Genomic DNA, 19776 nt, shown 5'->3' with positions numbered 1-19776 from the left:
GGCCAAGCTTTTCTGGTCGGAACCCCCTAAGCCGAGTTTTCAAGGTGCTGCGCCGTCCACTTGGTTTTCGAGACTGGCCTTTTAATTCTAACGTAAAGCCGCCGTAGAACGGCGGGGTTTCAGACCCAAAATTTCCGATGATGACTTACCGCACCTCCTATCCCGATGAAGCAACGAGAAAACAATGTCTTGAAAGCTTACGGGAAACTAACCGCCAGATTGAGCTTTATAATCTTTTTTTAGACGATATACTCGCCCAACTGGAAACAGAATCCCGTCAAAAGAGACGAGAAAGGCTATTGCAAAGAGGGCAAACTATTAAATAGAGGGATGCACAGAAGAAGGAGTTTCAGGTAGTTTCTCTTGTTTTACTCCTTCTCAGGCGACCTATCCTCATTCCGTGAGATATTTTGGCGCAGTATGTCGGATTCGCCTTTGCCTTCTCCCTTGACTGCGCTTCAACTCGATCGCAAACTAAATTAAACACAGTTAATATCAACTGACGGGACTCAACTGACCTAATTCGACGCTCACCGCATCAAAGCGATTGTCCCCGGGACGATAGGAGAGAATTTCCCATCCCTAGTTAACAATAACGGGTACGGTAGGGATCGAACCTACAACCGTCCGCTTAGAAGGCGGATGCTCTATCCATTGAGCTACGTACCCAGGAAAGCACAATTATAGATTATAGCTCCAACAGTGACAAGTGGTAGGACTAATTTTCGCCGCTACCCCTCTTTGCCACTGTCCAAGCTTAATGATGATGGTGATGTCCGTGGTGATGATGATGATCGGAATGAATGTGAGGAATTGTTACAGAACTATTGACAGATAAAGCCTCTTGTGATAACAAAGCTTCGATATGTTCCTCGGCCCAATCGGCAGCCATCCGGCAAAATTCGGGGTTATCGTTGACACAGGCCATCTGCACATAATTAACTTGGTCGTGCTTGCGGCGTAAAGCTTCGATAATATGCTCTACATCCAGTAAAGTTTCGTGATTTTCCGTAGCAAAGCCAATCGGCATGAAAATTAAGGCTTTGGCTCCCAATTCGATTAAATTCTTCGCCGCTAACTCTGCATTCGGTTGCGTCCATTTAATTAAGGGGGTTTGGTGATTTAACCAACCCACAGAAATCAAGGGATAACGATAGATTAATTTTTCCCGGACTAACTCGTATAAAGCTTGACTTTCATCGATTCCCGACGTAAATCCCTTAGCTTCGTGGGGACAACCGTGATTCATCAAAATAATGCCAATTTGCGAGGGAAGACAGCTACTAGCTACCTCAGCAGCGATTTTTTCCTCCACTAACCGCGCCATTAGATCTATATAAGCGGGTTGGTTATAAAACGAGGGAATATAGCGCAATCCTTTAACCCAATGTTCCCCCGTTTGTCCTTGAGCTAAAGCTTTGTTAACCTGTTCGATCGCAATGCCACTGGTAAAGATAGAATCAACCACGAGGAGAGGATAGATCAAAATTTTCTCGAATCCCCCTTCGCGGATTTCCGTTAATACTTGTGCCGGTAAAAAAGGCGCGCAGAAGTTAAACGCTTTGAATACCTCCACCCGATTACCCCATTTTGCCTGTAAATTGCGCTCGATTTCCTGTCTTTGATGCTCAAAAATGTGGTTATGGGGTGAAATAAAGTGATTATGTTGGTGCTGCCATTCGTGTAGGTCAAATATAGCCAATAATTTCGCTAGGGGAGGATAAACCCAAGTCGGCACAGGAGCGAACTTAGCCGTCAGCAAATTTAAGGCCTGTTCATTATAGTTGGCAAAGTCCTCATAACTCTCCACTTCCCCGTATCCCATCAATAATACCGCCACTCGATCGCTGTGGTTGTGGGTAGCGGCTAACGGTTGTTGATCTGAAATGGCAACCACGTTTTTAACCCCGATTTTCTAAGTGAAAAACGCTATATCACTGGGATAGTAGCACTTTTCTATCCTATCCCCTCGCACGGGATAGACCGCTAAAAATTTATAACCTCTACAGAATCATACAGATTGCTTATCATCCTGATTAATAAAACGAGATGTAAAGAAACTTTAAATAATGTTAAGATCGTTGCAGTCCCACCTATGAGAGATATGACAGCAGGCGTGTTTGGTAGCTTACCTTTTCCCAATCAGAGCGGCGATCAACTCATCAGTAAAGTGGTGAGTGCTGCGATCGCTGCATTATTCAAACGCACAGGCAAGCTGACAGCGACTGTCCGCGCCGAACCCGTAGCCAAATTACTGCAAGGCAGTATCGACGGTTTTGACTTTATCGGTCAGTCGATGCTGATGTACAATGGCCTACGCATCGAAGCCATGGAATTGTACGTGCAAGCGGTGGCGATCGATTTTAGTGCCATTTTTACCGGACAGGTAAAACTCCGTCAACCGACGCGAGCCACTTTGCGGGTAGTTTTAACGGAAGAAGACTTAACCACCTCTTTTAATACACCTTTTATTGTCGAAAAACTGCAAAGATTAGAGTACGAAGGTAAATCAATTCACTGTCAGAACACGGAATTAATTCTCAATGACGATAAAACTTTAACTCTGAAAAGTCTAATTAAATTGGGAGAAGAAGAACCAATTCTTCTAGAAATGACCACTGCTGTGGTTGTGGAAGAACGGCGAAAAATTCAATTTGTTGATGTGGTTTATCAAGGCGACGAAAGATCAAAAGCTTTAGGAGAAGCTTTAATCAGCCACGTTAACAACCTCATGGATTTAGATAAATTTGCTCTCGATGGTACTCAATTAAGGGTCGATCGACTACGTTTAAAAGATAAACAGATCATCTTTTATGGTATCGCCGATATCGAGCGTTTTCCCCAAAGAAAATAGGCAGGATTTTTGGCTTTTAATCGTGCTTGTGGCCACAGGGAGGCACAGGATCGTAACCTCCGGGGTGAAAGGGATGACAACGGAGAATACGCTTAATTGCTAACCAAGAACCCCGCAGCACACCAAAGCGATCAATCGCTTCCATGGCATACTGGGAACAGGTGGGTTGAAAACGACAGGAAGGGGGAAATAGCGGCGAAATAAACCGTCTATATCCCTCAATTAAGCCAATAAAAATTCCTTTCATCAATGTCACCTCGATCGCCTAAACTAAATAGATAGTCAATTTTCGCTTTTGCCACGTGGAACTATCCCACTCTCTCCTATTTTCGATCGGTTTGGTCGCCTGTTATCTAGCTGTTTTGATTCTGATCGCTGAAAAATTAAAAAGGGTTTTCAGTACCGATGGCGAAATTACCCGCAAAGTTGTCCACATTGGCACGGGAAACGTCATCCTTTTTGCCTGGTGGTTAAATATCCCCGCTTGGGTGGGAATAAGTGCGGCCATCCTAGCGGCAACTATCGCTATCCTATCCTATTTTTTCCCGATTTTACCCAGTCTTAATAGTGTCGGTCGCCGCAGTTGGGGAACTTTTTTTTATGCTGTTAGTATCGGTGTTCTCGTGGCTTATTTTTGGCCAATTTCTCACCCCGAATACGCAGCAATGGGTATTTTAATTATGGCTTTAGGAGACGGATTAGCAGCCCTAGTGGGACAAAATTTTGGTCAACATCCCTACAAAATTTTCGGCAGTGGCAAAAGTCTGGAAGGTTCCCTGACTATGTTGGGAATCAGCTTTTTAGTCAGCTTGATTATTTTATCTTTTGTTAATGGCATTAATCCGCCAATTATTCTAGTATCTTTATTAACGGCGATCGGAGCTACTATTCTAGAAACTTTCTCGAAACTAGGTATAGATAATCTCACTGTACCGATTGGTAGCGCCGCCATTGCCTATTTTCTTACCCAAATTTTCATCTCAAGCTAGTCTATCTCAGCTTATTCACAAAGGCCGAATCTAAAACCTAATTGGTTAAGCTAAGTAGGGAGGCACAATTATTTGTTAGGATGGGTTAGTGGTAGCGTAACATGATCGGGTGTTGGGTTTCATGCTTCAACCCAACCTACGTTCTATGTTAGCTGATAACTGATGACTGATAACTGATGACTGATAACTGATAACTGATAACTGATATGACCTTTACTATCACTCAAAACCAAAATCAATATCTTACCTATTGTCTCAAGGATGAAGAGGCTGACGCTTATCTGGAAGTGGTTCCCGCTAGAGGAGGAATCATCACCCGTTGGCAAATTTGCGGAGAAGATATTTTCTATCTGGACAGAGAAAGATTCAAAGATCCTAACCTCAGCATCCGCGGAGGAGTCCCGATTTTATTCCCTATCTGTGGCAACTTACCCGATAATACCTATCAACACCAAGGCCGAAACTATACCCTGAAACAACACGGATTTGCTCGTGATTTACCCTGGCAAGTGAGCAAACAAACTGCCGAAACCGCCGCTAGTTTAACCCTAGAATTAAACAGTAATGAAGCCACTCGTCAAGTCTATCCCTTTGATTTTCAATTAATTTTTACCTATCAACTGCAAGGAAACAGCCTCAAAATTCACCAAAAATTTATTAATCTTTCCCCCGAAATAATGCCCTTTTCTATCGGGTTTCATCCCTATTTTCAAGTCACAGATAAAACCCGATTATCCTTTGATATTCCCTCCTCCCAATACCTCGATCAACGCACGAAAACCTTCCATTCTTACTCTGGTAACTTTGACTTTAATCTCGAAGAAATTGATGCCGCTTTTCTGCAAATTACGCGCCATCAAAGTAGTTTTAGTGATTCCTATCATCAGCGTCAAATTATCCTCAGTTACGATAATCTCTATACAACTATAGTTTTTTGGACTCTGAAAGATAAAAATTATATCTGTCTCGAACCCTGGAGCGCTCCCCGCAACGCCCTCAACACAGGCGAACATTTGACCTACCTAGAACCCCATAGTAGCCGTGAGGCGATCGTGGAAATGCGAGTCAATCAAATTTAAATTACCCCTTGACTTAGCCCAAATAAGATGTTATATTGATGAATCGTGTGCAGAACACGAAACGGGTCGCTAGCTCAGCGGTAGAGCACTCGGCTTTTAACCGATTGGTCTTGGGTTCGAATCCCAGGCGACCCATAAAAACTTACTGATACAGAAAGATTGACTTGTCTTCCCCTGTCTATGGATTAGCCTTGCATACCAGCAGTCCCCAACTAGGACTGGCCCTCTCTAATTTCAGTGATGATAGTCGTCAACAAACTTGGGACTTAGACAGGGACTTATCAAACCTATTCCACCCCTATCTAAAACAGTTCCTAGCCCCGCAAAAATGGGCTGATTTAGGCTTTCTAGCCACGGCTAAGGGGCCGGGTAGCTTTACCAGTACCCGCATCGGTATAGTCACCGCTAGAACCCTAGCACAACAATTACAGCTACCGATTTTTACCGTCTCCAGTTTAGCGGCCTTTGCTTGGTCACAACGGGATTTTTACCCCCTTGATACCCATCTAGCCCTAGAAATGCCCGCCACTAGGGGACAATTGTATGTGGGTATCTATCGGGGTAATCGGGTTTATTTAGCTGATAGCCTGATGACGTTGGAACAATGGCAGCACACTTTAGAAAACTTAACTATTTCCTATCAAAGATTAGCCACACCCAGTTATTTAGGCATAAATGCCGCCGATATCCTCGATTTAGCCCATTTGGACTGGCAAACGGGAAAACGCCCCCATTGGTCGGAGGCGCTACCATTTTACGGGATGTGATTAGCAATTTCCTCTTTTTTTCAAACTATAACCAGCTAATCCGAGGGTTAGCAATCCTAAAACTGCGCTAGGTTCGGGTACGGGTTCAACGGAATAAATCGCCACATTACGACTAACTTCATTGGCCACAATTAACAGGGGAGTACCATTGGGACTATCGGCAGCGGGAATAAATAATAATCCTTCGGGAGAGATATCACCTAATTGCCAATCGTTGATATAATCAACAAAGAAAGGATGACTAGGGTTGGTGATATCATAAACCATGAAACCGCCAGCCCTTTCTATTCCCACAAAAGTATAGAGACGATTGCCTACAGTTCCCACGGCTAAACCTTCCGGTTCTGGCCCGCGGTTATCGCTACGACTATCGAAACTGCTAGGATTACCATCGGAATTAAAGATACTAGGAGTTAGGGGAGTTGCCGAAAAAGCCGCTAAAATTTGTTCAAAATCATCGCCACTATCGAAGACTTGGGACAGTCCATTAGTGACATTCCAAATCGAAAAAGAACGACCACCGTAGGCAAAAAGTTGACTATATTGACCTTGGGCATTAAGTCCGTCGATGCTAGAAACATCCAAACGGCCGAGATTTTGGGCTAATTGCAATTGGGCCGCATTAGGGAAAGCATTGGGGTCTAAAGTTAGAGTAGAAACTCGTCGAGACTCATTTCTAGTATCCCCTTCATTGGCAGTAATTAAATAGGTTTGTCCGGCGATGGTAACGGTGGCGATCGTATCCGGTTGATATAAGCCAAAAACCAGCCAATTATTAATTCTCACTGCGGGAGAATTAGTCGCTCCTCCAAATACTACCCCATCTCGATCGCTAGGATCGAAACCATTACCCGGTGCGTTAAAATTTTTGGCTCCTAAAGGTAAAATACTGGTGACTTGAGCGTTAGCAATATCGACTACGGCAATACCATTATTTTCCTGTAAAGCTACCCATGCAGTGGTTCCATCGTCGGAAACGGTGATGTATTCTGGTTCCACATCTTGGGAAACCGTTTGACCGGGGAAAATGCGGACTCCCTGATTTCTTAAAGTGTTCTCTTGACCATTAAAACTGGTAAAGGTGGCAGTGTTGACCGTGGGTTTGAGAACACCAGCACTAAGGTTAATGATACTAACGGAACCATCGGGATTGACACCATTAGCTGCTTCCCCTTCGTTAGCGACCAAAACCCGATTACCGTCAGGAGTAAAGGTTAACATATCTGGTAAAGCGCCCACAGTCACCTGACTCTGAAAGACACCATTAGTATCGAAAAATACTACACTGCCGTTATTGGTAATGGGATTAGCTTCCATGGCCACGGCCACGATACCATTTTGGATGGCAACGCTATTAACCCCCGCACCGTAGGAGCTAAGATCGATCGAGGGTAAGCGAATTGGACTAGCGGGATTGCTGATATCGGCAATATCTAGACGATTATTGGGACCAGTCACGAATAATTTTCGACTAGCGGGGTCATAAGCGGGAATTTCTGCCCCGAAGTTATTCGCAGCCGTTGTACTATTGCCAAGACTGCTCAATCGCGTGATATTTAAAGCTGAGGCCGATTCGGTAACGATGTTGATACTGCCAGCAATTGACAGCAAGGTTAATAGAATTTTCCCATGGTGACGGTCGATAGCATGAATCATATTTTTAGCTGAAAACCTGCAAAAAAACGCCAAACAATCGCATTTTTTCAGCCCCAAGTTAAAGGAAGATTAAACAAGAGAGAAATTAAGGATATCTTCAAAATTTGGCCAAGGTCAGTAAAAGCGAACTAGGAAAACAGCTTACTCGATCGCCTTTTAGTTGAACGGCTCATTTACCGGAGTGATAACATGGTTTAGTATAAGCTCGATCAATATGGAATCAAGACTCGTGTTATCTATTCTCCTAGCCGATTTCAAGATCATTTTTGAACGTGACCCCGCTGCCCGCAACTGGTTAGAGGTACTATTTTGTTATCCTGGATTACAGGCTTTACTGTGCCATCGCTTCGCCCATTGGCTATATCACATCGGGATTCCCTTTATTCCCCGTTTAATTTCCCATCTTGCCCGTTTTCTGACTGGTATCGAAATTCACCCCGGCGCCCAAATTGGTCAGGGTGTTTTTATCGACCATGGCATGGGAGTTGTCATCGGAGAAACCGCCATTATCGGTGATTATGCCCTCATCTATCAAGGAGTTACTTTAGGAGGGACGGGGAAAGAAAGCGGTAAACGTCACCCGACTCTAGGGGAAAATGTGGTCGTCGGCGCTGGGGCTAAGGTTTTAGGTAATATTTATCTGGGTAATAACGTTCGCGTCGGCGCTGGTTCTGTGGTTCTGCGGGATATTCCCGCCGATTGTACCGTTGTTGGTGTACCCGGTCGTTTAATCTATCGCGCCGGGACGCGGGTGGAACCTCTCGAACACGGTGATTTACCCGACTCGGAAGCGGTGGCTATTCGCGCTTTGGTGGATCGCATCGAACAACTGGAAAAACAAGTGTACGAATTGCGGCTAGAACGGTCAAAAGAACCAGATTATCGGATTAATTGCCCAGTTTTAGCCCATTTAGAAGAAGAAGCGAGTCATAGCTGTTGTCCCGCGGCCGATCAAGATATGCGCGAGTTTCTCGAAAGAGCGGTTTAACCCCGAGAATCTTTTGATATGATAGAAGACTGGTTTTCTAGTAGCTGAAACCCATTCGTCAAAGCTATTATTGTTAAGGACTACTTGGCACCATCCGATGGCTCAAACTGACTCGATCCGTATCCGTGGCGCCCGACAACACAATCTCAAAAATGTTGATATCGAATTACCCCGCAATCAGTTGATTGTTTTTACGGGAGTTTCGGGATCGGGCAAATCTTCCCTCGCTTTCGACACTATTTTTGCCGAGGGACAGCGCCGCTATGTGGAGTCCCTCAGCGCCTACGCGCGCCAATTTTTAGGACAATTAGATAAACCCGATGTGGATGCGATCGAGGGTTTAAGTCCGGCTATTTCCATCGACCAAAAATCCACTTCCCACAATCCCCGCTCTAGTGTGGGAACTGTTACGGAAATTTACGATTACTTGCGTTTATTGTTCGGTCGTGCTGGGGAACCCCATTGTCCCCATTGCGATCGCAATATTGCCCCCCAAACCATCGATCAAATGTGCGATCGAGTGATGGAATTAGCCGATAAAACCCGTTTTCAAATCTTAGCCCCAGTAATTCGCGGCAAAAAAGGCACTCATAAGCAATTAATCTCTAGTTTGGCCTCCCAAGGCTTTGCCCGGGTGCGGATTGACGGCAAGGTAGTAGAATTATCCGAGGGCATCGAGTTAGATAAAAAACATCTTCATGATATCGAAATTGTTATTGATCGCCTGATCAAAAAAGAGGGTTTACAGGAAAGATTAGTGGATTCTTTAACCACTTGTTTAAAGCATTCCGACGGTGTAGCGATTGTGGAAATTCTCGATGAGAATAACGAAGATAATCCCGAAGTTACCAAAGAAATTGTCTTTTCCGAAAAATTTGCCTGTCCCGAACACGGGGCAGTTATGGAAGAATTATCCCCCCGTTTATTCTCTTTTAATTCTCCCTACGGTGCTTGTCCCAACTGTCACGGATTGGGCAGTTTACGGAAATTTTCGGCAGATTTAGTCATTCCAGACCCGAAACAACCGGTTTATTCTGCTATTGCCCCCTGGTCAGATAAGGATAATTCCTACTATCTTTCTCTCCTCTACGGTTTAGGGCAAGCTTTAGGTTTTGAAATTCAAACCCCTTGGCAGAAACTAACAAAAACCCAGCAGGATATCATTCTCTATGGCAGTAAAGAACCGATCTATTTTGAAGATGATTACCGTTACGATACTGGTCGCGGTTACTATCGAGAATTTGCGGGAGTTATCAATATCTTAGATAGAAATTATCAAGAAACCACCTCGGAAGTTATTAAACAAAGACTAGAGAAATATATTGTTAACCAAACCTGTGAAGTTTGCCACGGAAAAAGATTAAAACCGGAAGCTTTATCGGTACGTTTAGGAGAATATACGGTCACGGATTTTACTGGAGTTCCGATTCGGGATTGTTTGCAGAGAATTAATGATTGTCATTTAACCCCAAGACAAGCATTAATTGGGGAATTAGCTCTCAAAGAAATCAAAGCGAGACTACAATTTTTAATCGATGTGGGATTAGATTATCTTACCCTCGATCGACCAGCGATGACTTTATCCGGGGGGGAATCCCAACGAATTAGATTAGCTACTCAAATCGGTTCGGGATTAACGGGAGTATTATACGTTCTCGATGAACCTAGCATTGGATTACACCAAAGAGATAATAGTAAACTGTTAGAAACCCTGCAAAGATTGCGAGATTTAGGTAATACTTTAATTGTCGTCGAACACGATGAAGAAACGATTCGGGCAGCCGATTATGTGGTCGATATTGGTCCCAAAGCGGGCATTCATGGCGGAGAAATCATCTGTCAAGGCAGTTTTAAAAACCTGTTAAAGTCGAAAAAATCGATAACAGGGGCCTACTTATCGGGACGCAAAGTTATTGAAACTCCTCCCCAAAGAAGGGACGGGAATGGTAATGCTTTAGTCTTAAAAAATTGCCATCAAAATAACCTAAGAAATATTGATGTAACGATTCCTTTAGGAAAATTAGTCTCGATTACGGGGGTATCTGGTTCAGGCAAATCCACCTTAATTAATGAGTTATTATATCCAGCTTTACAACATCATTTAACCCGTTTGACTCCCTTCCCCAAAGAATTAGAGAAAGTGGAAGGATTGGACGCGGTTGATAAAGTAATTGTCATCGACCAATCACCAATAGGACGCACTCCTCGGTCAAATCCTGCCACCTATACGGGGGTTTTTGACATTATTCGCGAGATTTTCACCGAAACCATCGAAGCAAAAGCTAGGGGTTACAAAGCGGGGCAGTTTTCTTTTAATGTTAAGGGAGGACGCTGTGAAGCTTGCCTAGGCCAAGGGGTAAACGTGATCGAGATGAATTTTCTCCCCGATGTCTATGTGCAGTGTGATGTGTGTAAAGGAGCGCGTTACAATCGAGAAACCCTACAGGTTAAGTATAAAGGTTATTCGATCGCCGATGTCTTAGATATGACGATCGAGGAAGCATTAAAAGTCTTTGAAAATGTCCCCCGGGCCACCACCAGATTACAAACTCTCGTGGATGTGGGTTTAGGATACTGTAAACTCGGTCAAAGCGCTCCCACTTTATCCGGTGGGGAAGCACAAAGGGTGAAATTAGCGGCCGAATTATCCCGACGGGCCACGGGAAAAACCCTGTATTTGATCGATGAACCGACTACGGGGTTATCTTTTTATGATGTGCATCATCTCTTAGATGTGTTACAAAGATTGGTCGATAAAGGTAATTCGATTATCGTCATCGAACATAATCTCGACGTGATTCGCTGTAGCGATTGGATTATTGATTTGGGACCGGAAGGAGGGGATAAGGGAGGAGAATTAATCGCGGTGGGAACACCGGAAACCGTGGCTAAATGTGAACAATCCTACACCGGTCATTATCTTGCTCAAGCATTACTTCAATATCCCCCAAAAAAGCAGGATAATATTAGGGAAGAACACAGAGATAATAAAGCCAATGATCAAGATTAGTATTTAACTCTTGTTCGCTCTTAATTTCCTGACCGGTTTTCCAAGAATAAATTTTAATCTCTTGAAAGTAAGACCTTAGCTGTCTTAATTGTTCTTTGGGTGTGGCGTAATAATTTTGGAGACGAAAATTATGGGGTTCATCGCGAATAATTGCATAGTCAGCAGTCAATAACTGTTCGTAGCTAAGAGAGGGATTACAGGCCCGCAAAATCACCCAGATGAGTAAATTGACATAGCTACTAAAAGGATTCAAACTAATCTTTTTTTTCCAATCGAATTCTGGGATAATTCCCTGAAGATTATGACTAGAAAAGCAAAAATAACCACCCGCTTTACCGATGCGGCTAATTTCCTCTAAAACTAGGAAACGGTCAGCATGGGAAATATAATCAATGCCATTAAAACTAAAGAGAATAAAATCAAAATAATTATCGGCAAATTGTTCTAGATTTCTAGCATCGGCCACTTGCCAGACTAAATGGGGAAATTTTTGACGACAAGCGGTGATCATTTCCGCAGAATAATCAACACCGATATATTCTCCCACAAGAGGGGCAAAATACTTCGTAGTCCGTCCCGCACCTACCCCTAAATCAAGCATTTTCATCGTCGATAAACGCTGTTGCAGCAGGGTTAAAATTGTCCTTTCTGCCGGCTGTAGCGCGGTTAATTGGGCATAATAACCGACAATACTAGGGTCTCTATAGGTTTGCTGATTTTTGTCCTTAATCATTCTTGATCGCTCTTTCCTCATAATCTGGCTGTTTTTCTCTTACTAATAATTCACCTTCCCAACCGCCAATTACTTCTTCAAAGAAGCCTTCTTGCCATTGGCTAAATGTGGTTTTTTCTTCTTTTTCTTTTAGAGATATTGGCTGATAAACTAAGGTGACTTCTAAATCTGTGTTTTTAAGTTCAGGCGGTAAAGATATTTGTAATGTTCCATCTTCTCCCCCATGGGTTTTAAAACTAATTGTTTTCATTGATTAACTCCTTTTAAAAACTTAAATTTCATGATTTAGCTTCTTTAATTACTCAATTGGGAAACCGGGTATAGCAGTATCGATTAACTGCATTAACTTCATGGTTTCGGCTCAGGTTACTACTATCATAAGGATAGTGTCATATGTCCTCGCCTGACAAGGTGCGTCCCTTGCGGTCTTTTAACCATAAAGACATCTTCACCCCAAACAGGTCGGACATGACAGAAACCACCATCCGATGAGAATGGCCATACATCCCACTCAAGACCGAGACGATGGATACTACTCTCTCACGGTAGCCGCTCTTTCCTACTGCCATCTTTAAGAAAAGATTTAGACTATCATAAGATGCGCTTAAATTATCCAATTGGCATCAATGGAGATTTTTAGCTCTTTTGTTCCATCCACAAGATAGCATTTTCCAAAAGTGATCAAAGAAATGTAAAGTTATTTTATAGGCGAAAGTAGATAGCACCGAGTCGGTTGTCAGCCATCTGATCGGACGCTTGCAGCGATCGCATGGGTTTAAATTGAGTTACGCGCAAGATCAGGTATTTTTATTTGAGCAACGCTAAGAGAGAAAAAGCAGCGCAGACCATATATCTGTATAAAGTGCTACAATAAGCTAAGATTCCATCAAAGGTTAGATTATCAAACGCCGACTCAGGACTATCAAGGTCGGAAAGCCTCGTTCGATAGTCTGAGCAGAGGCAAGACAATCGGTTAGAACTTATTGAGTATCTGAGACTGTCCAATCGTTGGGATCGACTTCGGGTGTGGGTGAGGATATCGATCCGCAATTGTCAGGGTAACACCAAATCCCCCTGATCCAGTGCAGTGGACAAGCCTTTTTGTTCCATGTGACCACTTCAGTGGTCTCTGATGATAACTGGGTTTTGCTAACTGGATTTAGGATAAACCTGCCTTAGTGGGGTTTTGTCGTTACTTGTCTAACAATTGTTGCTATTTCACTAACTACCTTATTTTTTATGGTTAAAAATTATGGCAAGCAAATCTTATTCGATGGTGCAAAATTCCCCAAGCGGAACAACCGGAACGGGACTAGATCAAACGGTTGAAAGAATTGGCAGAGATCCGGGACTTGCTGGTGCTAATCTCGGCACAAATATTACGGGTGGAATGACGGCGGCTAACGGATTAAATCAGTTAATATTAGAAGCCAAACAAGCCACTGGAGTTGCTAGTAACGGCATTTTTACTGTCAGTGACGTAACCGCGATTAATGGCTGGATTCGTGCTAACCGTTTAGCAGAATTTACTGCTCTCCACGGCGATGATGACGGTACAACAGAAACAGGGTTTCATTTAGTCCAAAATGACGGAGCGACTCAACAGTATCGCAATCAGAATTTAGTTGATACGGTTTTTGATGGCATTTATCACATTGGTTTCCTAATCGAAAATGGCACCTTTGTCAATGAAGATGGTAACGCCAATGCCACTGTCACCCAAGTAGCGGATTGGCTAACCCAATTTTATACAGATCGGGCAACAACTAATACCGGACTTGATCAGATTACGGAATTAGTCATTGCTGATCAGGGTTTAGCGCAAAATATACCTTGGCAAGAAATTGCTGGCGGTGCTGATGCTGCCAATGGACTGAATGATTTATTAAAAACAGCGATTACCACCTACAATCTCGCCGCCGATGGTTCAATTTCCGAAAGCGATATTGCACAAATTAACAATTGGATTCGCTCTGATGCCACCCGTTATAACACTTTTGTTGTTCTGCATGGGGATGATGACGGCACAACAGAAACTGGCTTCCATTTAGTTCAAAATGACGGCGCTAAGACCACATATTTTGCGAAAAACCTAGTTAATACCGTTGCCGACGGAATCTATCATATTGGTTTTGAGATCCAAAATGGGCGGTTTCTCAACGAAGATGGTGCAGCTAATGCCACAGTCAAAGACGTAGCAGATTGGGTAACATATTTTTACGTTGATCAGTCCACCACTGGCACAGGATTAGACAAAATTGTCGATACCATCAAAATCGATACTGGCTTAGCCAAGTGGACAAATGCGGGGGATATTAACGCCGGAGCCGCCGCCGCCGACGGACTTAACCATCTATTAGTCGATGGCGTTACAGCTACAGGTATCGCTGCTGATGGCTGGATTACCAGCGATGATATTCGCACCCTCAATCAGTGGGTTCGCACTAATCACTATGACGAATTTATCCTCCTCCACGGTGACGATGAGGGAAATGAGGAAACAGGCTACCACCTGGTACAAAATGACGGAGCGACAACCCAATACTTCGGTAAAAATTTAGTCAATACCGTAGCCGATGGACTCTATCATATTGGCTTTACCATCGAAGAAAATCGTCTCGTCAACGAAGACGGCGATGCCAATGCTCGCCTGAATGATGTTGCCAGTTGGCTCAACTATTTCTATCTTCAGAAAACCATTATTTACGGTGATAACTCTAGCGACACGATTACAGGTACGAATCTTGCCGAACACCTGATGGGTTACGGGGGAAACGATATTCTCAATGGTGGCGGCGGCGATGACCTACTCGATGGAGATTGGGGGTCTGACACTTTATCGGGTGGGGTTGGCAATGACTTACTCTATGGCGGCGCAGACAATGACCAATTAGATGGAGGTGAAGACTCAGACACTTATTATGTCTCCGGTAATCTAGCCGGAGGCTGGTCGAGTTTCCAAGGCTACGACATCTATACCGATACCGGCACCTCTGGGGTGGATAAAATTGTGGCTTTGGGTACAGGAGACGTGGACCTGGGGATTCTTTCCTTTAGCACCAATAGTGGCATTGAAACCATCGACGGGACAGGAGTAACAGGAAAAGTCACCATCGTCGGTGATTGGAGTGCCAATACCCTCGACTTCTCTAATACGGCTTTTGTCGGTAACAATATCGAAATAAATGGCTATTGGGGGAATGATAATATCACCGGTAATGCTGCCAATAACGTCATTATTGGTGGCGGTGGTGAGGACAAACTTAACGGTGGTAGTGGTGAGGACATTCTTATCGGAGGATTAGGGTCAGATCAACTAACGGGAGGTGAAGGTCCGGACCGTTTTATCTTCAACACCGTTGATGAAATCGGTCAAGGTGCAAACCAAGACAATATCCTCGATTTCAATACTGATCTTGATACTATTGACATCTCTGGCATTGATGCCAACTCCCTCAACGATGGTAATCAGAGTTTCACGTTTATTGGTGCCTCGGATTTTTCAGGTCAAGCGGGACAACTGCGCTTTGACGGCGGTCTCCTTTGCGGGGATACCAACGGCGATGCAGTCAGCGACTTTCAATTGGCGATCGCTGGAGTGTATAGTTTACCTGTTACCAATATAGTGCTGTGACATCCTCTGGTTTAAGGCAATAAGCTCTTACTGTGTTTAACTGAGTGTCAGCAGAAGTCCCTCGCTTTTAGCGATGGGACTTCTGCTTATACCAAATTAAATTGTATTCAGAGCAGATAAAGCATCAAGGATGAAGGGAAATTCCGTGAGAGAAGCAACCCTCCGGGGTGTTACTTCTTAAACAATTTATCTACTTTGACTTCTAATTCCTCTAAAGTTTTAAAGTGCCAATTACTCAATTGGGAAACTGGGTATAGCAGTATCGATTAACTTCATTAACTTCATGGTTTCGGCTAAGGTTACTACTATCATAAAGATAGTGTAATATGTCCTCGTCTGATAAGGTGCGTCCCTTGCGATCTTTTAACCATAAAGACATCTTCACCCCAAACAGGTTCGACATCGCAGAAATCACCATCCGATGAGAATGGCGGTACATCCCACTCAAGACACCGTTACGGGGATCTATTCGAGATCGAACTCACGATGTTGCATAACCACGAGAAACTTGATATATTGGCAGTTGATAAATATTATTGAAAATTTACTGGCGGCATAAATATGTTATCAACTGATGTCAGACAAAAATCGATGATCAAGAGAATTGAGCAAGTTGTTTCTATTTTAATGGAAGATCGTCCTTTCTTTAAAGAGGAGCTTAATTATTCAGAAATAGTGAAACATTTGGTTGAATTATTTGAAAAAAATTTACCTTTTGAGGAATTTAACACTATGTCAGAGGCAGAATTGAAAGAGCATTGTAGCTTTATTATGTCCACAGAAATCCTGTCAAAAATTGGCGGCGATTTTACTCCTGAACAAATGGCTATTTTTGATGAAGCAATTAAGCGTAAATAGGTAATTATGAGTTATTCGCTAGATACTAATTAAGCGTAATCTTGAAGTTTATCAAAAAATTGAAGATGTCAAAGCTCAAAGAAAAAGTATCTTTATCAGTTGCATTACTTATTTTGAAATTAAGAGAGTATTTTTGGCAGTTGCTGCACCTAAATAAAGAGAAAGATTTAACCAACTTTGTCAGGATTATCAAATTATTTTATTAGATGATTTAGCTATTTTAGAAAAAGCAGCCGAAATTCATGCTGATCTTAGATTAAGAGGATTACCCATACAAACAGAAGATATTTTAATTGCTGCTACTGCTATAGTTAAAAGTTTAATTGTTGTTTCTAATGACGGTGATTTATTGAGGATTGAAGGATTAAGTTTAGAGAATTGGGTAGAGTTATAAATTGAACCCAATCTTTAATTTATACGCCATATTTTAATAGCTTGAATCAGTAAAGAGGTGCGTTAACATTGTGTAACGCACCCTACAAAACTGGCGATCGCACTGTCTCAACCCTGTCAACTTTTGTCCTCCGAATGATATGGTATGTCAGAATTTGTATGGGGTGCCTACGCGGTGATTTTTCCCGTGTCACTATCAAAATTAGGAGAAAGTGGCCTAATATATATATGAGGGTACTTATCTCCTATTAAGAACCGCAAACAACGAAATGAAAACTTTAAATCAGAATCCCTGGCAAGTAGAGGGAGGAGAAACCCTGCCACTACTTTACGAAATTGATCAACATCTTTGGTTAGAGGAAACGATAAAACTCCTCAAGGAAAATCGCTTAGATGAATTAGATGTCATCCATTTGATTGAGGAATTAGAAAGCTTGAGTAAAAGAGATAAAAACCGAGTCAGTAGCTTACTTGAACAAGTAATCAGGCATTTATTACTTTTACACTATTGGACAACAGAAGCCGAAATAAATGGGAATCATTGGCGAGCAGAAATTATCAGTTTTCGCACGCAATTAAGAAAATGTTTAACGACAAATTTACAGAATTATTTAGCCGAGGAATTACCGATAATCTATCAGGATGCTTTAGATTATGTTCAACAAAAAACTGGGTTTTCTGGCGATTTTCCCTCAGAATGTCCTTACAGTTTAGAGCAGTTATTAGATAAAAATTGGTTCAACGGTGAAGATTAGACATTAAAGATGATAAAATTATCAAGGAAAGCCGTTCTCAAACGATGGGTTTTTTAACCGAAATTTGCGATAATAAGATGCGCTTAAATTATCCACTGGGCATCAATGCAGATTTTTAGTTCTTTTGTCTCATCTACGGCCACTTTTGCTGAATTATCCCTAGAAGCGGCCAAGGCCCCTGTTGATACCCTCACCGGTTGGTCATTAGAGGATCGGGATCCGCAAGTGATCGAAAAATTTGTCCCCCTTCTGGATTGGTTTTATCACCATTATTTTCGCGTCGAAACCGATGGTTGGGAAAATATTCCCCCCTCAGGACAAGTATTATTCATCGGCTCCCATAACGGCGGTTTAGCAGCTCCCGATATGTTTATGATGATGTATGATTGGTTTCAACGCTTTGGCAGCGATCGCTTAGTCTATGGTTTGATGGATTCGCGAGTCTGGCGATTTTTCCCACCCCAAGCTAGTCTAGCGACCCAAATGGGGGCCGTTCATGCACATCCGAAAATGGCGATCGCCGCTTTGGATAGTGGCGCTAGTGTCCTAATTTATCCCGGAGGTGCTACGGATGTTTTCCGTCCCCACAGTTTAAGAAATAAAATTCATTTTGCTGGTAATCAAGCTTTTGTTAAACTAGCTTTACAGTACGAAGTGCCGATTATTCCCGCCATTTCCCACGGCGCTCACTCGACTCTGTTTGTCCTCGAGGATATTTATCCTCAATTAAAAGAATTACATGAAAAGGGTATGCCTTGGCCTTTCGGTATTGACCCCGGGACTTGTCCCATCTATTTCGGTTTACCCTGGGGACTAGCTATCGGTCCCTTGCCGAATATTCCCTTACCCGTACCGATACATACCCGGGTTTGTCCCCCAATTATTTTTGAACGTTACGGCAAAAAAGCAGCCCGGGACCGCCGTTATGTAAGCGAATGTTATGAGAAAGTCTGTTATTTGATGCAGCAACAACTCGATCAATTAGTGGCGGCCAATTCTCCCTGATACTATACAGGAAAGTGGGGACAAAGCGATCGCACTTGAGCATTGCTGCGGTCAGATTAACCCGCTTGTGAGATAATGAAGTGTTTTGAGCAAAGTTATCAGTACAAAGTTTTCTCTTGAGATTTGACGATTATTTGGGGAATGCAGAAAATTATGAAACTATTACCCGCAGAATGCCAGCATTTACAAGACAAAGTAGCCATAGTAACCGGGGCCTCGCGAGGGATCGGCAAAGCGATCGCCTTGGAATTAGCCAGCCAGGGTGCTACTGTAGTGGTAAACTATGCTAAATCTAGCAGTGCTGCCGATGCCGTTGTTGAAGAAATTACTGCGGCCGGGGGAAAGGCCATAGCACTACAAGCAGATGTGGCTAAAAGCGAAGAAGTGGATAATTTAGTGGACAGTACCAAAGAAAAATTCGGTCATATTGATGTCTTAGTTAATAATGCCGGGATTACCCGGGATACCCTAATGTTAAGAATGAAATTAGAAGACTGGCAAGCAGTCATCGATCTCAATTTAACCGGGGTTTTTCTCTGCACTCGTGCCGTCGGTAAATTGATGTTAAAACAGAAAAGCGGCCGCATAATTAACATCACTTCTGTATCCGGTTTGATGGGTAATCCGGGTCAATCTAATTACAGCGCCGCTAAAGCTGGTGTTATCGGTTTAACAAAAACTTTAGCCAAGGAATTTGCCAGTCGAGGCATCACTGTTAATGCCGTGGCCCCCGGCTTTATTGAAACTGATATGACTCATGACCTCAAAGCAGATGAAATCCTCAAATATATTCCCCTATCCCGTTACGGAAAACCGGAAGAAGTCGCCGGGATGGTGCGTTTTTTAGCCGCCGATCCCGCCGCTATTTATATCACTGGTCAAGTCTTTAACGTCGATGGTGGTATGGTTATGGCTTAATTCAGTTATCAGTTATCAGTTATCAGTTATCAGTTATCAGTTATCAGTTATCAGTTATCAGTTATCAGTTATCAGTTATCAGTTATCAGTTATCAGTTATCAGTTATCAGTTATCAGTTATCAGTTATCAGTTATCA

The 19776-nt window shown here is 42.9% G+C and carries 17 protein-coding genes, 2 tRNA genes and 1 pseudogene; 14 read left to right on the top strand and 6 right to left on the bottom strand.

What is annotated here, in order from left to right; genetic code table 11:
- Nucleotides 1-140 precede the first annotated feature (140 nt).
- Nucleotides 141-326, top strand: a complete 186-nt coding sequence (locus O9324_RS10155) for a hypothetical protein (protein ID WP_231859623.1) — start codon at nt 141-143, stop codon at nt 324-326.
- Nucleotides 327-596: 270 nt separating this feature from the next.
- Here the strand turns inward: O9324_RS10155 and O9324_RS10150 are convergent.
- Nucleotides 597-669: transfer RNA gene (locus O9324_RS10150), tRNA-Arg, on the bottom strand.
- Between the two features lie 88 nt (nt 670-757).
- On the bottom strand, nt 758-1897 hold the full coding sequence (locus tag O9324_RS10145) for a ferrochelatase (RefSeq protein WP_287630590.1): 1140 nt from the start codon (nt 1895-1897) through the stop codon (nt 758-760).
- Between the two features lie 198 nt (nt 1898-2095).
- Between O9324_RS10145 and O9324_RS10140 the strand changes: the two genes are divergently transcribed.
- Nucleotides 2096-2854 (top strand): LmeA family phospholipid-binding protein, encoded by a 759-nt coding sequence (locus O9324_RS10140; protein WP_002785405.1) that lies wholly within the window; start codon nt 2096-2098, stop codon nt 2852-2854.
- Nucleotides 2855-2870: 16 nt separating this feature from the next.
- On the opposite strand, the gene yidD is transcribed toward O9324_RS10140, so the two are convergent.
- Nucleotides 2871-3101 carry a membrane protein insertion efficiency factor YidD gene (gene yidD / locus O9324_RS10135; protein ID WP_272083374.1) on the bottom strand — a complete coding sequence of 77 codons (231 nt, stop codon included), beginning with the start codon at nt 3099-3101 and terminating at the stop codon, nt 2871-2873.
- A 55-nt stretch (nt 3102-3156) separates the two neighbouring features.
- On the opposite strand from yidD, the gene O9324_RS10130 reads away from it, so the two are divergent.
- The 4 genes from O9324_RS10130 to tsaB all read left to right on the top strand — a co-directional run bounded on the left by O9324_RS10130 (nt 3157) and on the right by tsaB (nt 5689).
- Nucleotides 3157-3843 (top strand): diacylglycerol/polyprenol kinase family protein, encoded by a 687-nt coding sequence (locus tag O9324_RS10130; RefSeq protein WP_287630589.1) that lies wholly within the window; start codon nt 3157-3159, stop codon nt 3841-3843.
- Nucleotides 3844-4049: 206 nt separating this feature from the next.
- Nucleotides 4050-4922: an aldose epimerase family protein gene (locus tag O9324_RS10125; protein WP_287630588.1), complete on the top strand. Its 873-nt coding sequence runs from the start codon at nt 4050-4052 to the stop codon at nt 4920-4922.
- Between the two features lie 63 nt (nt 4923-4985).
- A tRNA-Lys gene (locus O9324_RS10120) sits at nt 4986-5057 on the top strand.
- A gap of 29 nt (nt 5058-5086) precedes the next feature.
- Nucleotides 5087-5689, top strand: coding sequence for a tRNA (adenosine(37)-N6)-threonylcarbamoyltransferase complex dimerization subunit type 1 TsaB (tsaB, locus tag O9324_RS10115; protein WP_288140120.1), 603 nt, complete (start codon nt 5087-5089; stop codon nt 5687-5689).
- Here tsaB and O9324_RS10110 read toward each other — a convergent pair whose 3' ends face one another.
- On the bottom strand, nt 5690-7345 hold the full coding sequence (locus O9324_RS10110; protein ID WP_288140119.1) for a choice-of-anchor I family protein: 1656 nt from the start codon (nt 7343-7345) through the stop codon (nt 5690-5692).
- A 214-nt stretch (nt 7346-7559) separates the two neighbouring features.
- Between O9324_RS10110 and cysE the strand changes: the two genes are divergently transcribed.
- Together cysE and uvrA are read left to right on the top strand one after the other, a co-directional pair.
- Nucleotides 7560-8333 carry a serine O-acetyltransferase gene (gene cysE / locus O9324_RS10105; protein WP_288140118.1) on the top strand — a complete coding sequence of 258 codons (774 nt, stop codon included), beginning with the start codon at nt 7560-7562 and terminating at the stop codon, nt 8331-8333.
- A gap of 97 nt (nt 8334-8430) precedes the next feature.
- Entirely contained in the window at nt 8431-11343 is a 2913-nt protein-coding gene (gene uvrA / locus O9324_RS10100) for an excinuclease ABC subunit UvrA (RefSeq protein WP_288140117.1), read from the top strand.
- On the opposite strand, the gene O9324_RS10095 is transcribed toward uvrA, so the two are convergent.
- Nucleotides 11300-12076 (bottom strand): class I SAM-dependent methyltransferase, encoded by a 777-nt coding sequence (locus O9324_RS10095; RefSeq protein WP_288140116.1) that lies wholly within the window; start codon nt 12074-12076, stop codon nt 11300-11302. The two genes, uvrA and O9324_RS10095, sit on opposite strands and share 44 nt — an antisense overlap.
- Nucleotides 12069-12326, bottom strand: coding sequence for a hypothetical protein (locus O9324_RS10090; RefSeq protein WP_004159933.1), 258 nt, complete (start codon nt 12324-12326; stop codon nt 12069-12071). The genes O9324_RS10095 and O9324_RS10090 overlap by 8 nt, the downstream gene beginning before the upstream one ends.
- Before the next feature lie 1002 nt (nt 12327-13328).
- On the opposite strand from O9324_RS10090, the gene O9324_RS10085 reads away from it, so the two are divergent.
- The 6 genes and pseudogenes from O9324_RS10085 to fabG all read left to right on the top strand — a co-directional run bounded on the left by O9324_RS10085 (nt 13329) and on the right by fabG (nt 19639).
- Nucleotides 13329-15710: a calcium-binding protein gene (locus tag O9324_RS10085; RefSeq protein ID WP_288140115.1), complete on the top strand. Its 2382-nt coding sequence runs from the start codon at nt 13329-13331 to the stop codon at nt 15708-15710.
- 561 nt (nt 15711-16271) lie between these two features.
- Complete coding sequence (locus O9324_RS10080) at nt 16272-16568, top strand: hypothetical protein (protein ID WP_045362253.1); 297 nt, start codon at nt 16272-16274, stop codon at nt 16566-16568.
- A gap of 22 nt (nt 16569-16590) precedes the next feature.
- Nucleotides 16591-16962 (top strand): annotated as a pseudogene (locus O9324_RS10075) (PIN domain-containing protein).
- Nucleotides 16963-17230: 268 nt separating this feature from the next.
- Nucleotides 17231-17716: a DUF29 domain-containing protein gene (locus O9324_RS10070; protein ID WP_288140114.1), complete on the top strand. Its 486-nt coding sequence runs from the start codon at nt 17231-17233 to the stop codon at nt 17714-17716.
- A 105-nt stretch (nt 17717-17821) separates the two neighbouring features.
- The gene (locus O9324_RS10065) at nt 17822-18721 is read left to right on the top strand and encodes a lysophospholipid acyltransferase family protein (protein WP_288140113.1); all 900 of its coding nucleotides are present in this window, start codon (nt 17822-17824) and stop codon (nt 18719-18721) included.
- Nucleotides 18722-18862: 141 nt separating this feature from the next.
- Nucleotides 18863-19639 carry a 3-oxoacyl-[acyl-carrier-protein] reductase gene (fabG, locus tag O9324_RS10060; protein WP_002766731.1) on the top strand — a complete coding sequence of 259 codons (777 nt, stop codon included), beginning with the start codon at nt 18863-18865 and terminating at the stop codon, nt 19637-19639.
- Nucleotides 19640-19776 lie beyond the last annotated feature (137 nt).

Source organism: Microcystis sp. LE19-84.1B (assembly GCF_027531875.1).
GTDB classification, from domain to species: Bacteria; Cyanobacteriota; Cyanobacteriia; order Cyanobacteriales; family Microcystaceae; genus Microcystis; species Microcystis panniformis.
This window is presented reverse-complemented; position numbering and strand designations above follow the sequence as displayed.

Bases quoted from the DNA above. Each gene is read 5' to 3' on its own strand.
- yidD (WP_272083374.1), bottom strand. From the start codon at position 3,101: ATGAAAGGAATTTTTATTGGCTTAATTGAGGGATATAGACGGTTTATT.
- O9324_RS10080 (WP_045362253.1), top strand. From the start codon at position 16,272: ATGTTATCAACTGATGTCAGACAAAAATCGATGATCAAGAGAATTGAG.
- O9324_RS10125 (WP_287630588.1), top strand. From the start codon at position 4,050: ATGACCTTTACTATCACTCAAAACCAAAATCAATATCTTACCTATTGT.
- O9324_RS10085 (WP_288140115.1), top strand. From the start codon at position 13,329: ATGGCAAGCAAATCTTATTCGATGGTGCAAAATTCCCCAAGCGGAACA.
- O9324_RS10065 (WP_288140113.1), top strand. From the start codon at position 17,822: ATGCAGATTTTTAGTTCTTTTGTCTCATCTACGGCCACTTTTGCTGAA.
- uvrA (WP_288140117.1), top strand. From the start codon at position 8,431: ATGGCTCAAACTGACTCGATCCGTATCCGTGGCGCCCGACAACACAAT.
- fabG (WP_002766731.1), top strand. From the start codon at position 18,863: ATGCAGAAAATTATGAAACTATTACCCGCAGAATGCCAGCATTTACAA.
- O9324_RS10140 (WP_002785405.1), top strand. From the start codon at position 2,096: ATGAGAGATATGACAGCAGGCGTGTTTGGTAGCTTACCTTTTCCCAAT.
- O9324_RS10070 (WP_288140114.1), top strand. From the start codon at position 17,231: ATGAAAACTTTAAATCAGAATCCCTGGCAAGTAGAGGGAGGAGAAACC.
- O9324_RS10095 (WP_288140116.1), bottom strand. From the start codon at position 12,076: ATGATTAAGGACAAAAATCAGCAAACCTATAGAGACCCTAGTATTGTC.
- cysE (WP_288140118.1), top strand. From the start codon at position 7,560: ATGGAATCAAGACTCGTGTTATCTATTCTCCTAGCCGATTTCAAGATC.
- O9324_RS10155 (WP_231859623.1), top strand. From the start codon at position 141: ATGACTTACCGCACCTCCTATCCCGATGAAGCAACGAGAAAACAATGT.
- O9324_RS10090 (WP_004159933.1), bottom strand. From the start codon at position 12,326: ATGAAAACAATTAGTTTTAAAACCCATGGGGGAGAAGATGGAACATTA.
- O9324_RS10110 (WP_288140119.1), bottom strand. From the start codon at position 7,345: ATGATTCATGCTATCGACCGTCACCATGGGAAAATTCTATTAACCTTG.